The 21193-nt window shown below is 63.0% G+C and carries 13 protein-coding genes; 11 read left to right on the top strand and 2 right to left on the bottom strand.

The annotated features are described in order from the left end of the window. The first annotated feature begins 99 nt into the window (after nucleotides 1–99). From CWT10_RS02095 to CWT10_RS02055, 9 genes are all read left to right on the top strand, one after another. The gene (locus CWT10_RS02095) at nucleotides 100–2004 is read left to right on the top strand and encodes a hypothetical protein (RefSeq protein ID WP_233188381.1); all 1905 of its coding nucleotides are present in this window, start codon (nucleotides 100–102) and stop codon (nucleotides 2002–2004) included. Then, nucleotides 2001–4094, top strand: coding sequence for an RAMP superfamily CRISPR-associated protein (locus tag CWT10_RS02090; protein ID WP_103064255.1), 2094 nt, complete (start codon nucleotides 2001–2003; stop codon nucleotides 4092–4094). The genes CWT10_RS02095 and CWT10_RS02090 overlap by 4 nt, the downstream gene beginning before the upstream one ends. Continuing rightward, nucleotides 4091–5824, top strand: coding sequence for an RAMP superfamily CRISPR-associated protein (locus tag CWT10_RS02085; RefSeq protein ID WP_103064256.1), 1734 nt, complete (start codon nucleotides 4091–4093; stop codon nucleotides 5822–5824). The genes CWT10_RS02090 and CWT10_RS02085 overlap by 4 nt, the downstream gene beginning before the upstream one ends. Next, complete coding sequence (locus tag CWT10_RS02080) at nucleotides 5817–6359, top strand: hypothetical protein (protein WP_103064257.1); 543 nt, start codon at nucleotides 5817–5819, stop codon at nucleotides 6357–6359. Before CWT10_RS02085 ends, CWT10_RS02080 begins: the two co-directional genes overlap by 8 nt. Before the next feature lies 1 nt (nucleotide 6360). Beyond that, entirely contained in the window at nucleotides 6361–8595 is a 2235-nt protein-coding gene (locus CWT10_RS02075) for a hypothetical protein (RefSeq protein ID WP_103064258.1), read from the top strand. Nucleotides 8596–8890: 295 nt separating this feature from the next. Continuing rightward, on the top strand, nucleotides 8891–9982 hold the full coding sequence (locus tag CWT10_RS02070; protein WP_128683235.1) for a pentapeptide repeat-containing protein: 1092 nt from the start codon (nucleotides 8891–8893) through the stop codon (nucleotides 9980–9982). Between the two features lie 23 nt (nucleotides 9983–10005). After that, nucleotides 10006–12345, top strand: coding sequence for a hypothetical protein (locus CWT10_RS02065; protein WP_103064260.1), 2340 nt, complete (start codon nucleotides 10006–10008; stop codon nucleotides 12343–12345). 132 nt (nucleotides 12346–12477) lie between these two features. After that, nucleotides 12478–15000 (top strand): hypothetical protein, encoded by a 2523-nt coding sequence (locus CWT10_RS02060; protein WP_103064261.1) that lies wholly within the window; start codon nucleotides 12478–12480, stop codon nucleotides 14998–15000. Between the two features lie 68 nt (nucleotides 15001–15068). Continuing rightward, complete coding sequence (locus CWT10_RS02055) at nucleotides 15069–15302, top strand: hypothetical protein (RefSeq protein WP_128683234.1); 234 nt, start codon at nucleotides 15069–15071, stop codon at nucleotides 15300–15302. A 36-nt stretch (nucleotides 15303–15338) separates the two neighbouring features. On the opposite strand, the gene cas2 is transcribed toward CWT10_RS02055, so the two are convergent. Together cas2 and cas1 are read right to left on the bottom strand one after the other, a co-directional pair. Beyond that, complete coding sequence (gene cas2 / locus CWT10_RS02050) at nucleotides 15339–15626, bottom strand: CRISPR-associated endonuclease Cas2 (protein WP_103064263.1); 288 nt, start codon at nucleotides 15624–15626, stop codon at nucleotides 15339–15341. Then, nucleotides 15617–17680 (bottom strand): CRISPR-associated endonuclease Cas1, encoded by a 2064-nt coding sequence (gene cas1, locus CWT10_RS02045; protein WP_158247706.1) that lies wholly within the window; start codon nucleotides 17678–17680, stop codon nucleotides 15617–15619. Before cas1 ends, cas2 begins: the two co-directional genes overlap by 10 nt. Nucleotides 17681–19072: 1392 nt before the next feature. Here cas1 and CWT10_RS17620 point away from each other — a divergent pair. Beyond that, nucleotides 19073–19813, top strand: coding sequence for a DUF6318 family protein (locus CWT10_RS17620; RefSeq protein ID WP_269843828.1), 741 nt, complete (start codon nucleotides 19073–19075; stop codon nucleotides 19811–19813). Nucleotides 19814–19917: 104 nt separating this feature from the next. Then, entirely contained in the window at nucleotides 19918–20667 is a 750-nt protein-coding gene (locus tag CWT10_RS02035; RefSeq protein ID WP_128683232.1) for a hypothetical protein, read from the top strand. Nucleotides 20668–21193: the final 526 nt, after the last annotated feature.

Below are 21193 nucleotides of genomic sequence, written 5' to 3'. Positions count from 1 at the left end.
GGGCGCACCCGCCTAGGGGAAGGCGGCAGGCGCGGACCATCCGAGTGTGCACCCGACCGCCCCGTCCCGTCAGCCGAACGACGGCAGGAAAATCGCCAATTGAGATTCCTCTCCCAAAACCGTGTTGCCACTCACGCCGGCGTGGCAGACTACACGCGTCCCGGCATCCGCCCCGCCATTTCGGCCCGACCCAGCCCCGAGAGGATCCCCATGCAGCTGGTCATGATCGAGACCCACGGGAACCAGAACTACATCTTCTCCTCCCCACGGCTGCGGGAGAACATCGGGGCGTCCTACCAACTCACCCAGCTGGAGCGCTGGACGGAGGCCGCGCTGAAGCAGTCCGGCACTACCGGCACCAGCATCTATGACGACTGGCACGGGCAGCATCTCGACTACGGCGATGACGCCCCTTGGGTCTCCCGCTCCTCGGGCAAGGTCATCCTCATGACCGACACTCCCGAGCAGGCGCGCGAGTTGATCGGCCGCGTCACTCGCCGCGCACTGGTGGAGGCGCCGGGAATCGACGTGTCCGGGGTTTTCGTTCCGATGGCCGGCGAGCACGTCACCGCCTCCGACCTGAGGGCGGTCCATCGGGAGGCCGCCGCCTACGCGCTGAGCAGGCCGCCGGCAAGCGCCCGCTTCTCCCAGATGCCATTCCTCGAGCGGGCGGGAGACTCCTCACTGCCGGCGGCGCCACCTCTGGCCGGCGTCCATGACCAGGACAAGAAGGACAAGAACAGCCAGGACTTGTACTCCCTGCGCTCCAGGGTCGCGAGGCACGAGGCGATCACGCCCCGGAAATCCCTGCTCGAGCGCGTCGAGATCGAGCAGCTGCCCAAAGACAGCTACGAGCTCGCCAAGGACCCCACGGAGCTGCAAAAGCTGCTACAGCCGGAGAATGACGACGATCCCAGGGCCTTGTCCAAGGTAGCGGTGATCCACATTGACGGCAACGGCGTCGGCGCCATCATGCGGGATCTTGAGGGTGCGCTGGAACGCGTGCGCGAGGCCGCTCCCGACGCCGTCACCGAAGGGGACGATGCGCTGCGCCGCTTCCTCCTGGAAGTGAACCGGCGTCTGGAGGAAGCGGTGAAATGGGCCTTCACCAGCGCCTGGCGCGATACCGCGCTGCTGACAGAGAAGAAGGGCTCTCCTCCTCGTGACGAGGACGGCCAGGCGAGGTCCCGCACGGTCGTGCCCGTGGTACCGGTGATCCTTGGCGGCGACGACGTCACCGTAATCACCGACGGCGACTATGCGCTTCCCTTCGCCGAGTCGTACCTGACTCATTATGAAGCCAATACGGAATCCGATCCGCTGCTGAAGTATCTCGGAGGTGCGGACGGCGTCGGCCCCATGACGGCGGCCGCCGGCGTGGCCGTGGTCCGCCGCAACTTCCCCTTCCACATCGCCTACGACCTGGCCGAACGGCTGGTTGAGTCGGCCAAGCGAGTGGGCAAGGCGCAGGTTCCCGCAATCTCCACCCTGACCTACCACGTCCTTTTCGACACTACCGTCCTGGACGCCGACGAAGTCCTCAGCGCTTACAAGAGCTTCACCACCCGCCCCTTCCTGCTGAACCCCGACCCGGCCCGGTCGGCAGGAACCTCAGCGGCGCAGCATCCGGACTGGGTGGAGGTGTGCAAACGGGTGAACAAGTTCAACCGGCTCACCGAGGAGGACGAGGAGACCGGCGAGACCCGCTTCCCCCGGGCCAGGGCCGCGCGCATCCGCAGGTTCCTGTCCGACGCCGCCCAGGCACAGCTCAGGGGAGACGCCGCTACGCGGAAGACGATCATGGGTCATGCCGAGCGCGAATGGCGCGACGCCGAAGACAGCCTGGGGAGCAACGTCGAGGCGATCGGCGGAATCACGGGTCTGTTCGATCTGCTGGAGCTGTCCGACCTGCTGCCCAAGCAGTACCTTGACAATCAGTTAGGTCGGACATCGCTCAGCACCGCCGCATCCGTAACTCAGCAGTCCGAGGAGGCCCGCGCATGAGCACCACGAGCGCTCCCCCGATTCACCACTCACCCATCAGTTTCCCGCTGCATGTGGTCTTCGAATCCGATTGGGGAGTATCCACCGGCGCCGGAATCGCGGGCGGTGTTGACGCCGTCGTGGAGAAGGACGAACGCGGCCTGCCGATCGTGCGCGGCACCGTCCTGGCCGGCGTGATTCGCGAGCAGGCCTTCGTGGTGGCCGACGTCCTCGATCGGGATGGGGCGGGCGATTCCGACGAACCCTACGATGATCCCCCCACCTGGCGCGGCTTCGTCACCAAACTGTTCGGTGATGCTGAGCATCCTCGGCTGGTCGGCTTCACCGACGCCCGGCTGCCCGACGACACCACTGCGGAGGGGGCCGTCCACGAGGTGGTGTCGCTCTCGATCGACGAGGATACGGGCACCGCCAAGCAGGACTTCCTCCGTTTCTTCGAGCGGGCCGCCGCCGGTGAACTTGAGGGCGAGGCCGTGCTCGCGGACTTCGATCCGCGGGGGCGACCGCTGGTCTGGAAGGACAACCAGGTGGAGGCGGCGCGCCTGGTCCTGAGCCTGGCCGGGCTGCTGGTGCGCGGCATCGGTTCGAACCGCTCCGACGGCGACGGCGTCTGCGACATCCTCATTGGTGATCCGCTGAGGGGCGACTCGTCTGCCGGGGAGTGGACCGTCACAGCGGTTAAGAAGTGGTGCCACAGCCAGTTGAACTCTTGGAAGGACACGGTTCCCACTGCTCCTAAGGGCGACGGCGAGGCGCGGGCTCCGGAGATCGCTCACGCGCCGGATTCCGGCGAAAAGACGACAGGCGCCGGCCGCTTCTTCACAGCCACTCTCGACATCTGCCTGCTGACCCCGGTGGTGTCCTACGAGGTGCCCCTGTCCAACGAGGTGCGGTCCCTGGACTTCCTGCGCGGGACCGTGCTGCTGCCGTGGGTGCACCGGCGCCTGCGGGCAGTTGCGGGCGATGACCAGTTGGTGCGTGACGCCGTCGTCGCCGGTGACCTGCTGGTTTCCGACGCCACCGCCGTCATCCGCGATGACGACGGCGATCCCTGGCAGGGCATGCCGGTTCCGCTGGTCCTGTCCCGCCCGAAGAACCCACCACAGTCCGGGGCGGCGAACGATGACGGCACACAGCCCGCATCCCCCGCGGAAATGACCGCCACGAACCGACTGCTCGCGGGCGAGCCGGAGGATGTGCACAAGCCGCTGCGCGCCGGCTACGTGTTCGTCCCGGATGCTGGCTCGGACGGCTCCGGCGGCGTCGTCGGCGGCATCGGAGCGCCGGCCCTGGTGGGCAGGCAGTCCACCGCGCATGATCCGGACACCGGCGGCGCGCGCAGCGGCCAACTGTTCCTGGTCAGGGCCCTGCCCGCGGGACTGCGCATGCGCGCCACCGTGACCGTCTCGGAGAGGCTTCTCGACCGGATCGGGCCGCTGCTGGCTGGGGCATTCCCCCACAAGGTCGAGGCGCGGCTGGGGTCGCGGCGCCTGAGCGGAACCTACGGGCGCGCGCAGTGCGAACTGTCGGCATTCACGGCAGCAGACCCGGCCCTGACTGAGGGTGAACCCGCATACACACTCTGGTTCACCTCCGATGTGCTAGTGCGTTCGCCCCGGCTCGGCCCCGGAGGCAGTATCGAGGACCTCCTGCAGGCCTTCCGACGCGCCGGCGCCCCCGTTGTGCCGGCGGGAGAGCACCACGCGCAGGGGGCCTCGGCATCGCCTCCGGAGGGTGCATTCACAGCCGGAGTCCGGCACAAGCGCGTGGACTCGTGGTCGGCCGCCGAGCATCAGCCGCGCGCGACCCGCACCGTCATCTCCGCCGGTTCGGTGCTGCGGGTTGTGGCCGCGGATGGTGCGGACTCCACGGCGGTTCTCCGACGGCTGGCCGAGCTGTCTGTCACCGGTGTCGGCGAGTTGACCGCGCAGGGGTATGGGCGGTTCGTCGTCAACCACTGGATGCTGAAGAAAGAGCAGATCCACTTCAAGGAGCTGCACCAAGCGGACTTCCTGAGCTGCATGCGGACAGAGCCGGAGGAACGTGCCGTGGAGAGCACCTCCGGCGGCCATGAGGAGGAACGGGCATGAGCATCACCCGCTACGAACTGACGATTCGGCTGCGGACGGCTTCACCGCTGCACTCGGGCGGGATCGACGAGTTCGTCGATCGCACCCGCCCGAAGGAGGAGCGCAAGTCCGTGCCGCGGCGCTTCGCCCGCGACGGGAACGGGCATCCGATCATCACCGGCCGCTCGGTCAAGGGCGCGGTGTGGGCGGCGTGCCGCAGGTACGTGAAGGATCACGGCGACGCCGGGCTCACGCTTGACGATCTCAATTTCCTTCAGGGAGTGGCCGAAGACAACCGAGCAGGTGCACTGACCTTCCGCTCCATCGACTTGAACGAGGTGGCTGAGCGTGAGCGCAGACCGAAGAAGGACCAGGACGCGAAAGACCCGCTGATCACCCGCACCGGTATCGCCGTCGACCGTTACTGGGGCACGGCCGGGGATACGGCCCTGTTCCAGCACGAGTATGTGCCGGCGCGCAAGTCCCTGGAGCTGACGATCTGCGCGCAGGTCGGCACGCTGGACGGCGCGGGGGACCCCAGCGCGTCAACCGGCAATGCTCCATCCGAGAGCGCGCACAAGTTGAAGGACCCGGAAGCCACTGTGGAGCGACTGTTCGCACTCATCATCGCCCTGTTCGCACAGGAGCGCATCGCCCTGGGCGGGCGCAGGAGCGCCGGCTGGGGCAGAGTACGACTGGACGAGACGAAGCCGAGTACATCGGGGCCGCCTACATCGGGAAGACCGTGGACCCTTGTGAAGACTCCCCTGGCCAGCAGGAACAACCTGTTGGACTGGCTTGCGCCGTCGGATAAGCAGCGCAGTCCGCTCGAGCCGGCGAAAATAGCCGCGTCTGGCCTGACCAGGATCACCATCACCTGGGACAGCCCCACCGGCATCCTTGTGGCTGAGACGCCGTCGGAGGATGACGACAGCGAGAAACAGAAACAGAACAAGAATCAGAAGCAAAGCGAAACTCAGAAGGAATCGGACGATACCGTTCCGGCCGAGCCCCTCCGCTTGGGACCGGAGAAAGACGCCCCGTTGGTGCTTCCCGGGTCCTCGGTACGCGGGGCGCTGCGGTCACGCGCATCGCGCATCGCTCGTACAGTGCTTGCAGCCAAGCGGCCGGATGAGGTGGCGAGCTGGCAGAACCGGGATGTCCACAAGCAGTTGGCCGATGACCCGACCCTGGTGCGCGACCTGTTCGGTTCAACCAAGCACCGCGGCGCACTGACCGTACTGGACACCGTTGCCTCCAGTAACGGTACCGGACGCAAGGTGACGCACAACGCCGGAGACCGTTGGACCGGCGGCGTCGCGGAGGGCGCACTGTTCAGCGAGATGGTGTTCGACAACGCCAAGTGGAATGACATCGTGCTTGAGCTCGACGCCGATGCCCTGCCGGGGAGCGATGACCGCCGGAAGGCGGCCTGGTGCCTGCTGGGCCTGGTGCTCGCTGAGCTGACAACCGGGACCCTGCCGCTGGGCAGCCGCGGCACCCGCGGCATGGGTCAGGTCAACGTATCTGCGGTGCGGGTAGAAACGGACAACTCACTCATTCCCGGGTGGAGCCTGACCGCCAAGCCCGGTGATGTCGGTGGCCTTGCGCGGGACATCCTCGCCGAGCTGCGGAAGATCGACATCACCACCAATCCGAATACGGGCGAGGGCTGGGAGGGCTGGTCGAGCTACCTCTACGACCGTACCCCCAACGCCGCGAAGAAGACTGAGGAGGCTGCCCATGTCTGAGACCGAGGGCTACGACGCACCGCTGCGACGCGGAAGGCTCACGGACGCATCGTGCGGCGACGGGACCCTGGCCGGTGTTCTGGCTGAGGCAAGCGCCGGCAGTTGGCAGGGCATCGCTTACACGACCGCGGGCGCCTGCTCGCTACGCGAGGTGTATGGCGAGGCGGCGAATGCACGGCTCCGAAACACCGACGGAAGTGACGTTGACCCCGGCACCGTCTACGAACTGCGTCTGTGGTCTGTGGAGACCGGCGGCGACCAGTCGCTTCTGGCCCGTGAACTGCGGTGGCTCAACGGCACCGGAGGGGTAGAAGTAACCGTGCGCCGTGAGGCCGGGGCCGTGGACGATGGCCAAGCAACACACGGCGAATCCGGCCGCCCGTGCTGGTACCGGCACAACAGCTACTTGCAGCACGGGGCCAGCGCGCCCTACAAGGGCTCGGACGCCATGACCAGCATCGAGGTCTTCACCGAGGAAAACCGCTACGGCAACGTGGTATTCACGGACGAACTGATGACAGGAAATTGGAACTGACATGGCTGACCCGAACGACCCCATCTCATTCAAGCCATTCCACTCGGCCGTCAACCGCATCCCGGTGCCGCGCAGATCGGCGGCCAATCTCGCGAACAAAGGACGTTTGTCCGCTGATCTTTTCAGGGACCGGGCTGCCAGCGGGCACGACCGTCTTGAGCCCGACCTCTGGTCCGGGTCGATCGACCTGGAGATGACGGTACGCACGCCGCTGGTATTCGGCGAGCAAAATGATGCGACCGTCACGGCGCCGTTTGAGGAGGACGAAAAGACACTCCGGATGTCGCCGACCATGGTAAAGGGCATGATCTCCCGCGCCTATGAGACCCTCACCTGTTCGCGCTTCCGCGTATTCGGGGATCTCCCCGAGGAGTCCTCGGGCCAGCGCCGCCGCAAGGCGGACACCAAGCCGCTGACCTATCGGGGAGATGCAGCTAGCGCGCTCGGCCTGGTGCCCATCCGCATCTGTGGGGAGGAGGAAGACGGCCTCGTGGGTGAGCTGTTTTACGGAGACACGCTGGTCACCAACGACTATCGCGACGACCGAGGCCGAACCTACGAAACGATGCGAGCCGCTTCGCTCCAAGGAGGCCCGGCAGGGCCCGCAGACCTGCTTGTAAACGCTAACGATCTTAGGGAGATGACGCCGCACGGCGAGCATATCCGCTGTCATATCTCACTGTGCTTGCACGGGGACCGCGGTAAGGGTGCTCGCTACGCCTACTGGCAGGTGACCCACATTATCACGGAGGCCGGCGAACTGGAGCTGTTCGAAATCCCAAATTCGGTGAAAGTCGTCGACCATTTGGACAATGTCTGGGGCTATGTGTGCCGTACCGCGCCGGACGGCATGAGCCCCAATAAGCTGTTCTCCAGAAAACACGACGAGCGGTTCTTTTTCGACGTCTCGCGCCAGGGACCTAAGAAGGTACACGTCGAGTCAGATGTCTGCAAGGCATACGCGGCAGTAGTAAGAAGCTACGTTTACCAGCGGACACAGGACCCAGCTCACCAACCCAAACCGCCGAACCGGGCTACCCATGCTGCTCAGCAGGACCCATCCGCAGTGAGCCTGAAGGTCGGCGACCTCGCCTTCGCGGTTGTGGATAACAGTGGCCCCACGCCCGTGGTGCTCGAAATCGTGCCGACGATGATCGGCCGCCACGCCTACAGCGCCAGCCCCTACCGGCTCGCACTGGAACAGGATGTCGTTCCTCTATCTAACGCCGAGGAGGCCTCGGCCGCCGACCGGCTCTTCGGCTACGTCGTGCCCGACCCGGAGCAGGACGCCGCCGGAGGAGAGGTGGCTGCACGCGGGCGAGTATCTGTCGGCAAAGTCGACGCCTCGAGAGCAAGAATAAGCCGCGATCCCAAGACACTGACTCCGCTTCTCGAGCCCAAGCCGGGTTCTGCACGTCGCTTCTTGACGGGCAGCAATAGTGCAACTCCCTCCGCGCGTGGCAGCGCCAATGCGCTCAAGCGGTCGGAATACTTCTCCCCTGGGCAACTGCTGGGAGCCGCGGCCTATCCGGTTCACCGCGGCGTGCTCGATTCGCGCAAGTTCCCCAAGCAGGCCACGGCGCCAGCGGTGATGAATGGCCGTGAGCAGCACAACACTGACGTACAGCTCAAAGCGAACTCATGGGTTGAGGTCGGCAGCGAGCTGCGCTGCACCGTGTCCTTCACCAACCTCAGTCACGATGAGCTAGCCGCGCTGATCTGGGTGCTCACCCCGGAGAACCTGGTTCCCGCCTCAGAGCAGGGCCCCGACCGGTCCAAGTGCGGCTACCTTCGGATGGGTCTCGCCAAGCCCTTCGGCCTCGGTGTCCTTGAAGTACGAATCGCCCGAGGCGGTCTACGTGCACGCCAGGGCGCCGACCTCAGCAATTCTTACACCGCACTCAACGGATGCCTGGGCCTGAATGAACCGGTCGTCGATCCGGGTAAGTTCGTGCTTCCCCACTCATCCGCCTTGGTGCAGACCCCTTGGGTGCAGGCCATGCAGCGTGCCGCCTACGGCTATGCCGACGGCATCAAGGTAAGGCATATGACGCTACCTGAGAACCGGGAGAACAACCAAACCAACGGACGTACGGGCGAGCCGCATCCCGGTAAGGGAATCGGTCCTCGCGACATGTTCGGCCCGAACTCGGCCAAGCCTCTTCGCATAGACAACCGCCCACAGAACCACGGCCGACCGCCTTACCCTGGCGGAAACCGTGGCCGAAGGCGCTGAGGAGTCCCGGTACGCCGTGTCAAATCCCGCCGTTACGCGCATCCGCCAAGTCAGTGATTCCGGAATTCAGCATACCCGACATCGTTACACGAGTTGGACACCCGGAGCGCAGCTGTTGTTCTGGGTGGTGCTCGTCACCATCGGCGCAATAGTAGCGCTAGTGGCGTCTTGGTACATCTGGGGGTACTTCGCCGACTTGCGAGAGGAGCCGACTGTACGCACAACTGCCGCACTGACAACTACTGGGGGAATCGGTGGGATCGTATTCCTTACAGTCAGATTCCGAACGCAGGCCATGTCAGAAGACGAGCGCGAAGAACGACGTTGGTCAACCATCTATGAGCTTTTGGCATCACCGGACCAGTTCCGCCGCGCCACCGGCGTGCATCAGTTAGCCAGCCTTGCTGACAGCCGTCCAACCCTGTACCGTCAACGAGCCGTTGACGCGTTGTGCGAGTACTTACGGGTAGGACACTCGGATGACGGCGTTGTGGAGCAATTGATTACCGACACCATCCGGGAGCGCTTCACTCTGGATTCGGAAGTCTCGTGGCACACCTGTAATCTCGTCCTCAGCGGAACCCGTTTTAGTCGACCAGTAGACTTCTCAAACTGTGAATTCAGAGGAGTTGTCGACTTCTCCGATGCACACTTCTGTCGCGAAGTATCGTTTCACGCAAGCAGATTCCAGCTGGCAGCAAACTTCAACCGCTGCAAGTTTGACAAGCATGCGGACTTCAGCGACGACCACTTCCTGCACGAGGCACACTTCGAAGACTCCGTATTTTCGGACTACACCTCATTCGAGGCGAGCAACTTCGACAGTGACACATTCTTCGGCAGCGAACAAATTGAAGGCGCCGAACCCACGATTACCTTCTTTGGAACAACGATCTTCTCCATGTGTCATTTTAAAGGAGAAGCATGGTTCGGCCCCAGCCAGGAGGATGAAGCAGGCCAAGACTCTGATGTCTCATACAGCCGGACCACGGCATTCTTCGCCGAATCGAACTTCCAGGGAGCGTGCTTCATTCGCTCAAGTCACTTCTCCCAAGCGCACTTCTACGGGAGATCTTCGTTCGACCCAAGAAGGAAGCCAGGAGACAGATTCAAAGGGGACAACAGAACACATTTTCACGAGCGCGCTGACTTCGAGGGCGCCAGGTTCCTCGGAGAGAACACGAACTTCGATCATGCCGTGTTCTTGCGCCCGCCGTCATTCAAAGACGCCGTATCTCGGGGCGAGTTAAGTTTCTACCATTCCTCACCACTTTTCAAGCCCGCGTTCGTGGGCGCAATCGGGCCAATCGAGATCGCCGAGGACGCCCAAGGCGAACAGATGGTCAAATGGACAGATGGCAGTGGTCACGGCAACCGCGGACGGTAATGACTGGTAAGGAGACAGTAGTCATGAATTGGCACCACGCTTACAACGGCATCCCCGCGGTCCGTGACACGGGCGGGAAGGGTGGCAGGAAACTCGCTGGCGACCACGCTCCATCTGGGCAGGATCGGCTTGCGCCGAATACCCTGTCCGGCGAGTTGGCGCTCACCATCACCGTTGTCACGCCCACGGTTCCGGGGCAACGCACCGACGATAGACGTGTGGTGGTCGCCTCGCGCAGCAGACAGCCGGAGGGTGCACGCACCTGGGAGGACGCCACCATCCCCGTAACTACACTGAAAGGGGTACTCTCCTCCGCCTACGAGGCAGTCACCGCTTCGCGCATGCGTGTTTTCACGGACCACGACCATGTGCTCACCCATCGCCGCACCACCCAGGAGGCCGCAACACTCTACCCGGTTCTCCTGGTGCGCGACGGCGGCTCGAACAGCGATCCCGAAACGGGCTTGAGCGCGCGTATTATGCTCGGCAAGAACAACCCACGCAAGGGGGAGGGGCGCTGGCACCGTCCGGACTACGTGTGCGCCGCCGTGCTTCCCAATAACCTGAGTTCTCGAACCGCCCTATACGATTCGGCGGGCAAATGGATGTACTCCGGATCAACCAAGAGCAAAAAGCGGCGACGCGCTCACGGAGTCTCGGACACCGACGCGGAGAAGCGGCTGAGACAACTGCGCAACGCCACCCCACATCTCAAGCGCATCAGCTTCTCCGTGGAGGTCGAGAAATTCTATAAGACTAGCAGGGCGGTCGTCGCCAGCGTCGACAATAAACGTTTCTGCGGCACAGTATCCAAACCCGCGAAGAAGGACACTACGACCTACACAGGCGTGGTCGTAAGACTCACGCCACCTAATTCTGATCCGCTTATTGACACCAAGTACAATGAGTTCGTCTTCTTCGACACCAAGAAGAACCGTACCCGCCGCCCTGTGAACACTGACCTCCTAGACCGATTGGTTGAGGTCATCCACAGCTACTTGGATAACATACGCCAACTCATGGACCGTGAGAAGGCGGGCGTCCCTCGTAATACGAATACTCGCAAGTCGACCGACTCGAAGACCTGGCTGGTCCATGAGATCGCCAACGGCAAGATCGACGACAACGGCCATATCCTCGGAGCCTCCGATCCCAAGGTCGACGAGGGTGGAGTCTCCGCTGTCATGGCCGACCGTGCACAGATCAAGCAGTTCCTGCTGAAGCTAGCCTCCAAAGGCCCAGGCATCCCTTTGTTCGCTTCGGTGTCGAACAATGGCAACATCACCGGGCTCACGCCGTCTCAAGTTGGTCGGCGCACGGCGCCCGAATCACTGGCCCCGGTCAAGTTGGCAGAGAAATCAGGAGTTGCTCCCGCGCGTACCTTCTCCCAGGCTTCGGCCGGTGACCGCATGTGGGGCTTTGTGGCCGATGAGAAGCAGGACGGCGCCAGCCAGGCCGCAGCCGTACGCGGACGCATCACAATCCGTCCCATCACACCCGTTCAACCTGGCCACGACAGTTGGCTACAGCTGCCTGCACCCGACGATAAGCCTTGGCATCTTCCTACTCTGGCGAGCCCCAAGCCCGCAACCGGTGCACCATACCTCCGAGACAAGTCCGGAAGGGCACTGCCGGAAGAAACCACTCGCGCCGGCATGTATCAGCCAAAACAGACCCTGATCCGCAAGGTGTACCCCACCCACCGCAGGCTGCTCGGCCGAGAGGGCTTGCCGAACAGCACGCTCCTCGAAGGCGACATCGGCCCTCACGACACCGTCGTCGGCTCATTTCTGGTACCGGGAGCCAAGTTCACGACCACGCTCGCATTTGATGGGCTGACGCCGCAGGAACTTGCCGTGCTGGTCTGGTTGCTCATCCCAGAGCGCCTGGTACCGCCGGATGCGTCCCCCGACGACGCGTCGATGCGCCGCGGCTATCACCGACTCGGATTCGGCAAGCCTCTAGGACTCGGCGCAGTCGAGATCAGGGCCACCGACGTGTACGTACAGACCGGTGAGGAGGTGGCCTCCATGTACGCGCGTTTGACAGGCTGCCTCGGCTGTCTACCAACCGACACAGCGCCGACGCCTTCTGACAGACTATCCAGAGCCCTCGACCCACTACCAGCAGACTTCGAGAGAAGCCTTCCCGTGCGCGCCTTTGTGCGTGCGGCCTACGGCTGGGACGACAACGCTGAGGTCCAGTACCCCGCCGCCGACGAGCCCGCACACAAGAAGACCGGGGTATCCGCCACCACCGGGTGGTTCAAGAACCGCGAGGAGAATCGGGTCAAGCACAGCATTAACCCCAAGGAGTACCGCCTTAACGGCAAATACAACCTCCCGGGCTTGGCATTCCCGTAGCGAACGTATAGAATATGGCCACGCCATTAACGTCTACCTTACTAGTTGAGTCGGACCCTACTTGCCTGGAACCACGACCGACTCAATTCGCTCCCCACAATGGCATGCAACCTACCTGAAGGACGGTGTCGTATGAGTCGCAACGCCGCACTCGCTCACATATCGAACTCCAACCCCGCCACAGCCCAAGTTCCCATGGCGGTACGCATTTCATCCGCCACGGCAATCTTGCTACTGATCGCAGGCCCAGGCGTGATGCTTGTGTTCTGGGCGAATTACTCCGGCACCAGTCCGAGAGAGTACCCGTACTATCTAGCCGCCACCTGGGGCGACGGGCTCTTCCTGACCGCCGCGGCTGCATCACTGGTCGCACACGCCGTAATCATCACCGAACGCGCCCATACCCCTTTGCCCGCGCTCGTTCGCGCTCTATGCATCGCCTCCATCGGCGCATGGTTGGGGATGCTCGGAGGCGCCCTGACCCAATTCGAATGGCTTATGAACAGCAATATCCAGACGAACTGGACCCTGCCTTCACCTCACACCTTCAACGCCGCAGGCCTCTACCATGCAGCGTATCTAATGACCATGTGTGGCCTATTTGCGGGACTGGGCCTACTGACATTGCAACGCACAGTTATGACTCGCGGAACCGACGCCATCAGTACGCCAGGAGCAAGGTTCTCATACCAAATCACATGGTTCGGCATGTCGGGGTACGCATGTCTTCATGTCTACGATAATTCACACCTCAACCTGCACACCTGGTCAGGCGTTGCATGGCTGTGCGTGGTCCTCACCGCCATCAGCACGTTATTCACAATCGCGTGCCGACTTCTCAACTTCAGACGACGGTCACACGACACCACCCGTGGTCTCCCACTCACGTCCGACGCTGTTGACGCAGGGTCCGGCGTGCTCTTGGGCATCTTCACGTCGATATGCATAGTCGCGATAGCCGACCGTCAATCTCCAGAGTTCCTGTACGATGCGGCCCTCTATGCCTTAGTGCTGATCGGACTCAAGAAATACAAGGCAAAAGGGAGCACTGCCCTCATTCACCAGCTTGTCATCTCGTTCTCCTTCGGCGCACTAATCGGCACACTGGTCGGCTTCGCGGACTCGGCCACTTCAACCGTGTTCACCGCTCTTGCCCTTATAGGCATTCCTTTCACTCTACGGCCACACATCTACGGCGACAAGCATGCGGACTCGCGGTCGGCATACGGTCTACTCCCGGCATTCGCGTTCTATCAACTGGCTGTTTACTTTCGCAATTGTAATATCGAGTACGGCGAGCTGCTGACGATGTTCGGCGATTTCATCGCGGCCCCCATCATCTTCCTGCTAACCTCTCATCTCACAGCTATATTTCGAAACAATGTAATATCCGCCGACGAGCGCGGAACGGAGATGCCACCCCCGGAGGAGATGCACCGGATCAAGAACCGGTTCTGGATTTCTTTCGTCGCAGGAATACTCTCGGTTATCGCCATGCTTCTACGATTCCAGCTAATTCGAGTCTCCTTCACTATTCCCGCGTTTGCCAACCTCGGCCTGCCATACCTGCTGCTATTTTGCGGTTGCCTCATCACTGTACGTGCCGTCCTAAAGAAGCTCGACGGCAAAGCGCGCATCATTCTCGGAGCACTGCTCATTTTAGCTCTGTATTGCCTGGGTGCTATGTTCATCTCCGATCTTCGTTCCCCACTGCTCAGGGACTGGCGCACTTGGTTCGCTCTACTACCGGTGCTCGGTTCCGGGGCGTTCGTTGCAAACGGGGTTGGCTCAAACGCAGTTCTTCTGGCGGGTGGAGTTCGCACCCGCCTGTGGTGGGTGGTCACGGCTGTTACATTTTTAGGATCCTGCCTGCTGTTTATGTGCACTTGTGTGCCAACAGTCGCCGATGGCGTCGAGTACGCGCCGTCATTCCTGTCGCCGCTATCGGGCCTGGTCGGAGGATACGCGCTGGTTCTAGTCATGGCCAGGATCTCCGGGCGACTGCTGGCCATAGCCTATTCCACGTCACCAGCGTCGCCCGAGGAAATTGTGCTACGGGATTCCGGCATAACCGGCATAAACCAGGACTCGCTACTGGCGTCTAGCATGGTCCTCACGTTGGCATTATTGCCAATGCATATAATGGCAGATATTGACTATTTCCCGCGCGTCGCCGTCGGTTTGATAGTAACCCTCACCATCATCCTACGAGCTTTTACGGCAATAGACTTCGCGCTTAGAAATAACTACATGCATTTGTTGGGCGACAACGCCACCAAGGATCTCTTCGAGTCTGCAAGGTCTAGTTCCGCTTCGACGGGCTCCACCGAGTCGGCAAACAATCAGCAACGCGCGCTTAAGGCACACCTGGAACGTCAAGCGTGGTTAACATGGTTTACCTGCTTCCCTTGGATCGCTATCATCCTGTGGGGACCCTACGTCAAGAAATATATGAGATCATCCCCGTCGGGCCGCATTGACAAGGCGTCGCCCCAACGCAAGCATGCGGATTTCGCGCAGGACATGTACAACCGATACTTGCTAGAATTCAGCGTGCTCAAAGGCAAACATTCGCTAAGTGCTGATAGAGATCTTGGACTTGCCTCCGCCCGGCGTCAACGTCCTTGGATTGTGGACCTGATGCTGTACAGGTGAGGCGCGTCAACATGAGCTGGCGGCGCACGTTCCATTACACAACACGTTTGGTGCGATACGATGCGCCTGTGTGCACGGTGGTCGATCTACCCGACGGCATTCAGGGGAATGCCGCGCAGAGGACGGCCGTGCCGGAGGAGTCCATGCCCGCGGCGCGGTTGAAGTCGACTTCAGCACCGCTCGACCAGGCCGATCCGACCTCCACTCCAGAGGTGGACCAGGAGACCGGCCTGCACCTGCTGCGCATCGGCCGCCCGATCACTGCGGAAGAGATCGCCGGATTCCTCGCCGAGGACCACTGAAGGCGCTCCCACACGGGCACCCGCCGGCGAGCTGCCTCACCACACCCCGCGGTACAGGCCGCCGTCGTCGAGAGCCGGGGCGGTGCCTTGCACCTCGGCCCGCCCTAGGCAGTTCGCGCACAGCGGGTATATATGGACCACGTCGTCGCGCGAGTCGATGATGTCGTTGACGCGTTCGCGCACCTCGTCAAGCTCGCCGTCCTCCAGCCGCAGTTGAAACACCGACTCCTGAATCCGGTAGCCCCAGCTCTCCAGGGCCGCGGCCAGGCGGGTGCGGCGCGAATCGGCCGACACGTCGTAGGCGAGGATTACGATCATCGCCATGCCGCACCCGTCCATTCGTAGTCGGGATCGGTAATGGCACGCCCCAGCAGTTGCGCCTGGTGGTGAATGTGCCGCCGCCATGTGCCCGCGAACCCGGGTAACGCGCCCTTGACCTGCCGCTGCACAGTCGCCTCGTAGCCGTCCACAAGCGCTTTCTTGCCCTCCGGCCCGAGCCACACTCCCTCCCCATCCGGGGAGTCGATGGCGTGCTCGGGTCGCAGACGCCGGGAGCGCAACAGCGCCATGACGGTGCGGTCAACCAGCAGCGGACGGAATTCCTCCATCAGGTCCAGGGACAGGCTGGGGCGTTTGTCGGTGGAGGCGTGCAGCACGCCCAGCGAGGGCTCCAGCCCGGCCGCTATTAGCGCGCCGGTGCATTCGGCCAGCAGGATCGCATACGCATAAGAGAAGGCCGCATTGGCCAGGTCCTTGGGTGGGCGGCGGCTGCGGCCCCGGAAGGAGACGTCCTCGGGAACCAGTAGAGACAACGCTTCGAAGTACGCCGTCGACGCCGCCCCCTCCAAGCCCATCAGCTCATCGGTGTCGGCGGCGTAAGCGGCGTCCCCGGACAGGCTCCGGATCGTGGCACAGGTCGTCTTGATGTCCGCGCCACGGTCGCGACGTCCGATACGGTGCAGGACGCCGATCTGATGGCGCAGCTTGGCCCGCACAATGGCGCGGGCAAGCGGAAGACGAGCGCCGTCGTCGGCGGCGAAGGCGGCCTGGGTGAGCAGACGCCGGGCGTTGGCAGTGTCCCGCAGGCCGGAGAGCTGGCCCAGATAGCTGCCGCGCCGGGACAGGAAGACGACGTCGATGTCGTTGTACAGCGCCCACGAGCGCGCCCCGGCGGATAGGCCCACGGCGCCCGTAAGCACGATCCGACTGACGGCCTGCCGCGGAATCGAGACCTGCGGAAGTCCGTCGGCGCCGTCGACGATCAGCCTCCCCTTGGTCACGTGCAGCCGTGCGCCGTCGCGGCCAACGTAAACGACCTTGTCCGGATTGGGGCGGCCCTTGATGTCATGGTGGGGATCGACCGCCGGGCGCGTGCGGGAGAAGTCGACTCCCAGGTAGCAGAAACCCTCGTCGAAGGTGGTCATGGTGGTCTTCCCCTGGTTCAGGCTCAGCCCGTGGGCGGCGACCCCGGTGCTGAGCAGGTCGTATGCAGACAGCAGGTCGTCTTCAGTAGGGGCACATACGACGATGTCGTCGGCGAAACGGGCGTAACCGTAGCCGGCGTCGCACAGTGCCGTATCGACGTCGGCCAGGGCCAGGTTCGCCAGCAGGGGCGACAGGCAGGAGCCCTGGGCGATGCCGCGGCCCCGTACGCGCCGCTCGCCATGAGCGCGGCGGGGCCGGGCGAGTACGCGAATCAGGTTGATGATGCGAGTGCAGCGCAGCGCCGGGGAGAGCACGCAGAGGGCGTCCTCGACGTCGGCGTTGGGGAAGTAGTCCTCTACGTCGGTGCGCAGCACGTACTTGTAGCCGTCGTCGCGGAGGGTGGCGAGTAGGTCGATGGCGTCATCTGTACCAATACCGGTGCGGTAGGCGAAGGAGCACGTCGACATCAGTAGGTCGGCGGTGTGGGCAATCGTGTCCAGGACCGCCCGCTCGACAATCCGGTCGCGGATGGAGGGAACGTGGAGCACTCGTGTCTGTCCGGGCTCGCGCTTGGGGATGTCCAGTCGTAGATAGGGCTCGGGGGTGTAGGTACCCTCGCGCAGGGATGTTGAAAGCTCGGCGAGAAAACGGTCGAGGTCACCAACGATGGCGCGTGTCTGCTTCTGCAATACGCCGTCGCGGGCGTCGCGAGCCAGCACGGTCTCCCAGGCGGCGGTCAGCGTCTCGACCGAGCTGATGCGGTCATACAGGGAATGCGGGGTTGCCTCCTGCGGGGCCGCATCCGCGGGCTTGGTGGGCAGGAGGGAGCACCTGGCAAGCGGCGGCAGGTCCCGGCCCAGGAACTGGTCGCGCCGCGGGTAGCGGGTGGCGTCACCACGTTGACGTCTGCGGGGGCGCCGATGCTGCCGGTGGCCGCGGCGATGGATCTTCACCGGCCCTTCCGCTGGGCACGGGCCGCGCTCCACAGAAGACGACGGATCATCCGGTTGCGAGTCCATTGCACGATCTCTTCGTTGAGCGGTGACGCGGCACGCAGCGATCGTAGCGCCGACCGTCGGAGCCTGCAGGGCGTTAGGGCGGCGCAACGGCAAGCATGCGGCCCCTTGCGGTCCGGAAGTGTCCAGAATCGGCGCAAACGACCCGGGCAGCGTTGGATGCCGCGAACAGAACGTTGGAATCATGCCGATGCCGCAGCGGCTCACGGCAGCATCAACGGCGTTTATGCCGATCTCGGACCTTCTGGCCCGGCGGCCGGTGCGCGGCAGGATCAATGGCCGGCACGACTGTACGACTGTGGGTGCACGCACGAACCATCAGCCGCCTCGGCACGTGCACCGGGGTATCCCACCCCACCGGGCTGCCGACCTACCTTCCCTGCTGAGCCATCGCCCCCTTCCCACCCCCAAAACCGGAAGAGCCCGCGTAGGACCGACCTCGGCAATGGGGAGGTGGACTCACCTCCGTCTTAATGCACCTGAAGGTGCGAGGTGCTTCCTGACTTTTGGACTGCACCTGCCCCCTGGCACCAGGGTCTCTGTCTTAATGCACCTGGAGGTGCGAGGTGCTTCCTGACGTATTGTCTTTGGTCGCCTACTCGGTGGCCATGGACGTGTCTTAATGCACCTGGAGGTGCGAGGTGCTTCCTGACTGAACGATAATTTGATCGAAGAGGTGGCGGCCGAGATGTCTTAATGCACCTGGATGTGCGAGGTGCTTCCTGACCGTCCGCCTGTATGATGTCAACAGGCGTCTGCAGCTGTCTTAATGCACCTGGAGGTGCGAGGTGCTTCCTGACCCCTACCCCTGGAAACCGCGCCATACCGCCACTTCCAGGCTCAAGATCGCCACCGGCCCCGCAAGCACCCCACGGAACCGACTGGCACCAGGCCAAAACTACCACCTTTCGTTGAAAACAAGCCAAGCGCCACCGACACCCCCCAAACCCCCTCCAGCCACCAACTTTCAACGAAGTCATGCGGAAAAGTCGGGGTCAAAACGTACCAAGCTTTGTACCGTAGACCAAATCGCAACCTCACCGCCACGCCCCACCAGCACCACCAGCCACTCTCGCCACCGAGACCACCACAAGCCGCGCACCGAAACCGGAACAAGTAACGCGCTGTTGTCCGCTGTGGAGGTGTGCGCCGTGCGGGTTGAGGACAGGTTTTCCACAGGCAGATCGTTCGGGATGGGCGGGTTTTCCACAGGTGGGTGGTTGGGGGTGGCGGTCCTGGTGGGGGTGTGGGTACGGTTGCCTGGCGCCGGCATTCGGGCCGGCGCGCCCGATAGTCCCCGTCAGGGTCCTCATTGAGGAGGCCGCCCCCATGTCCACCGCTCCCACACGTCATCACAATCCCCGTAGATACCGGGTGTCGGCCGCTGTGGCCCGTCGGCGCCTGCGGTCTGACGGTTCCACCCGTGGTGTCGCAGAGGCGGGCCGGGCGCTGCTACTTGTGGCGGTGGCGGGGTGTTTGGTCGTGTTGGGCGCCGGGTGTTCCCGGGGCAGTGGCGCCAGTAGCTTCTACAGCCCCACCTGGACCCCACCAGCAACCACCACCGCCAGTGCTAGTGCTAGTGCCACGCCGACACTGCCACCCGAACAGGCCGCGGCCAGAGCCACCGCCCTGGCCATGGAAGCACCCCAGCCCTACACCCCACAGTTCACACCCGAAGGCGCCGCCGAAGCCGCCACATACTTCCTCAACCTGTTCCCCTACGTCTTCGCTACCGGCGACCTGGAAGCCTGGAAGAACATGAGCAAAGACGACTGCAAATTCTGCAACAACGTAGCCACGGACGTGGCCGCTCGACATGACGCCGGCGGGTGGGTCGATCCGTGGGAGCAGGAAATCACCGCTCTGGGGTACTTGGTAGACGAGAACGACCCCAACCGCTACGTCATACGCACACAAGTGGTTTCTGAAGCCCACACAGACCACTCGGAAGACGGCACGGCGACAGAATACGAGATCACCGACGACGTACAGTTGGTTCAACTTTACTGGATAGAGGACAACTGGAAAATTGAAACGGTGGCACTAGAGAGAGAGGATGATTCGGAATGAAAGTCAGGGCTTTCGCTATCATATTGGGGACCATTTATGCAGTCACCTGGACTTCAATGTGCATTGCTCCCGACGCACTTGCGGACTCTCAAACCAAAGTAACAATGAATGCATACTCGGCGCAGGAGTCGGTCACGGTTACTGGTGGGACCTCCCATGAGGTATATTCGTATGTTTCTGGTGGTTCGGGTGGGGGCGGTGTCACTGTTGAGGGCGGCACTGGTGGGGTGTTCGATGAGAGGGCCGCTTTTATGGCGAGTTTGTCTTATGCCATGTGCTTCGGTATGAGAATGGGCGTGAACGTCGGAATGCGTGCTGTTGTGCTTGATCCTGACGAGTGCGCCACCGATGCCGCGGCGGCAACCACTGCCCAGGCCGCAGACGGCACCACCGTGGTGATCACGATCTCCTCCACCGACGTGTCCACCCTGCTGGCCGAGGGCTCAGGCATCACCCGCCAACCCCCAGGCCCAGAAGTACTGCTGACCAAGGACTTCATCGTCTACACCAGCCCCGACACCCAGGTCCTGACCACCACCGTAGCCGGAACCGAAGTAACCATCCACGCCACCCCCACCTCCTACACCTGGAACTGGGGAGACGGCACCACCACAACCACCACCGACCCCGGTGCTGCCTGGCCCAACCAGACCCTCACCCACCGCTACACCGCCACCGCCACCGACGTAACCACCACCCTGACCACCACCTGGAAAGCCACCTACACCCCCAACGGCGGCACCACCACCCCCGTGGTCGGAACCATCACCACCACCAACACCACCACCCCCTACAACATCGTCCGCACCCTCACCTACCTCACTGACCAAGCCGAAACCCAAAAACGACACTAAAAACGACTCCTCATGCTTAGGGACACGATGAGCCGGTGGTTGGCGTGTGCCTGAATCACCGGGCACGTCTGTATCGCCGGGCATGCGCACCAGTTGAGTGCACACGGTGGAACCGGCGCGAGGGTAAGCGCATTGCCCTGACGGATCGTACGTTACAGCCGACGATTCGTCAGAAGTCTGCACCCCCAGGCAGTGGTACATGCGCCCGCACCACCAAAGGGGGGCACGACATCAGAGTCGCTGGAACCGCCGGAGGTTGTTCACGGTGGCGACCCACCGCTGCGGAATTCCCGTGCTTTCCGCGCGATGGTGCAGAAAAACCGTGATCATACGGGGATATTGGCGGCGCTGCGAATAAGCCACCCCGGTCTCAGTAGCCATAAGCACGCCACCCCACCCAGCCACGCACCAGAAACCAGCAAATACTCCACAGACCATGCCACCGAAGCAGTCGCAGTACACCCGCAGGCGCGAGATGCTTCCTGATCCTACAAGGCTACAGACCGGGCGACCGGCTCGTCTTAAT

Origin of the sequence: Actinomyces qiguomingii (genome assembly GCF_004102025.1) — a bacterium.
Lineage (GTDB): Bacteria > Actinomycetota > Actinomycetes > Actinomycetales > Actinomycetaceae > Actinomyces > Actinomyces qiguomingii.
The sequence above is the reverse complement of the archived record's forward strand: the minus strand, read 5'-3'. Positions and strand labels throughout refer to the sequence as shown.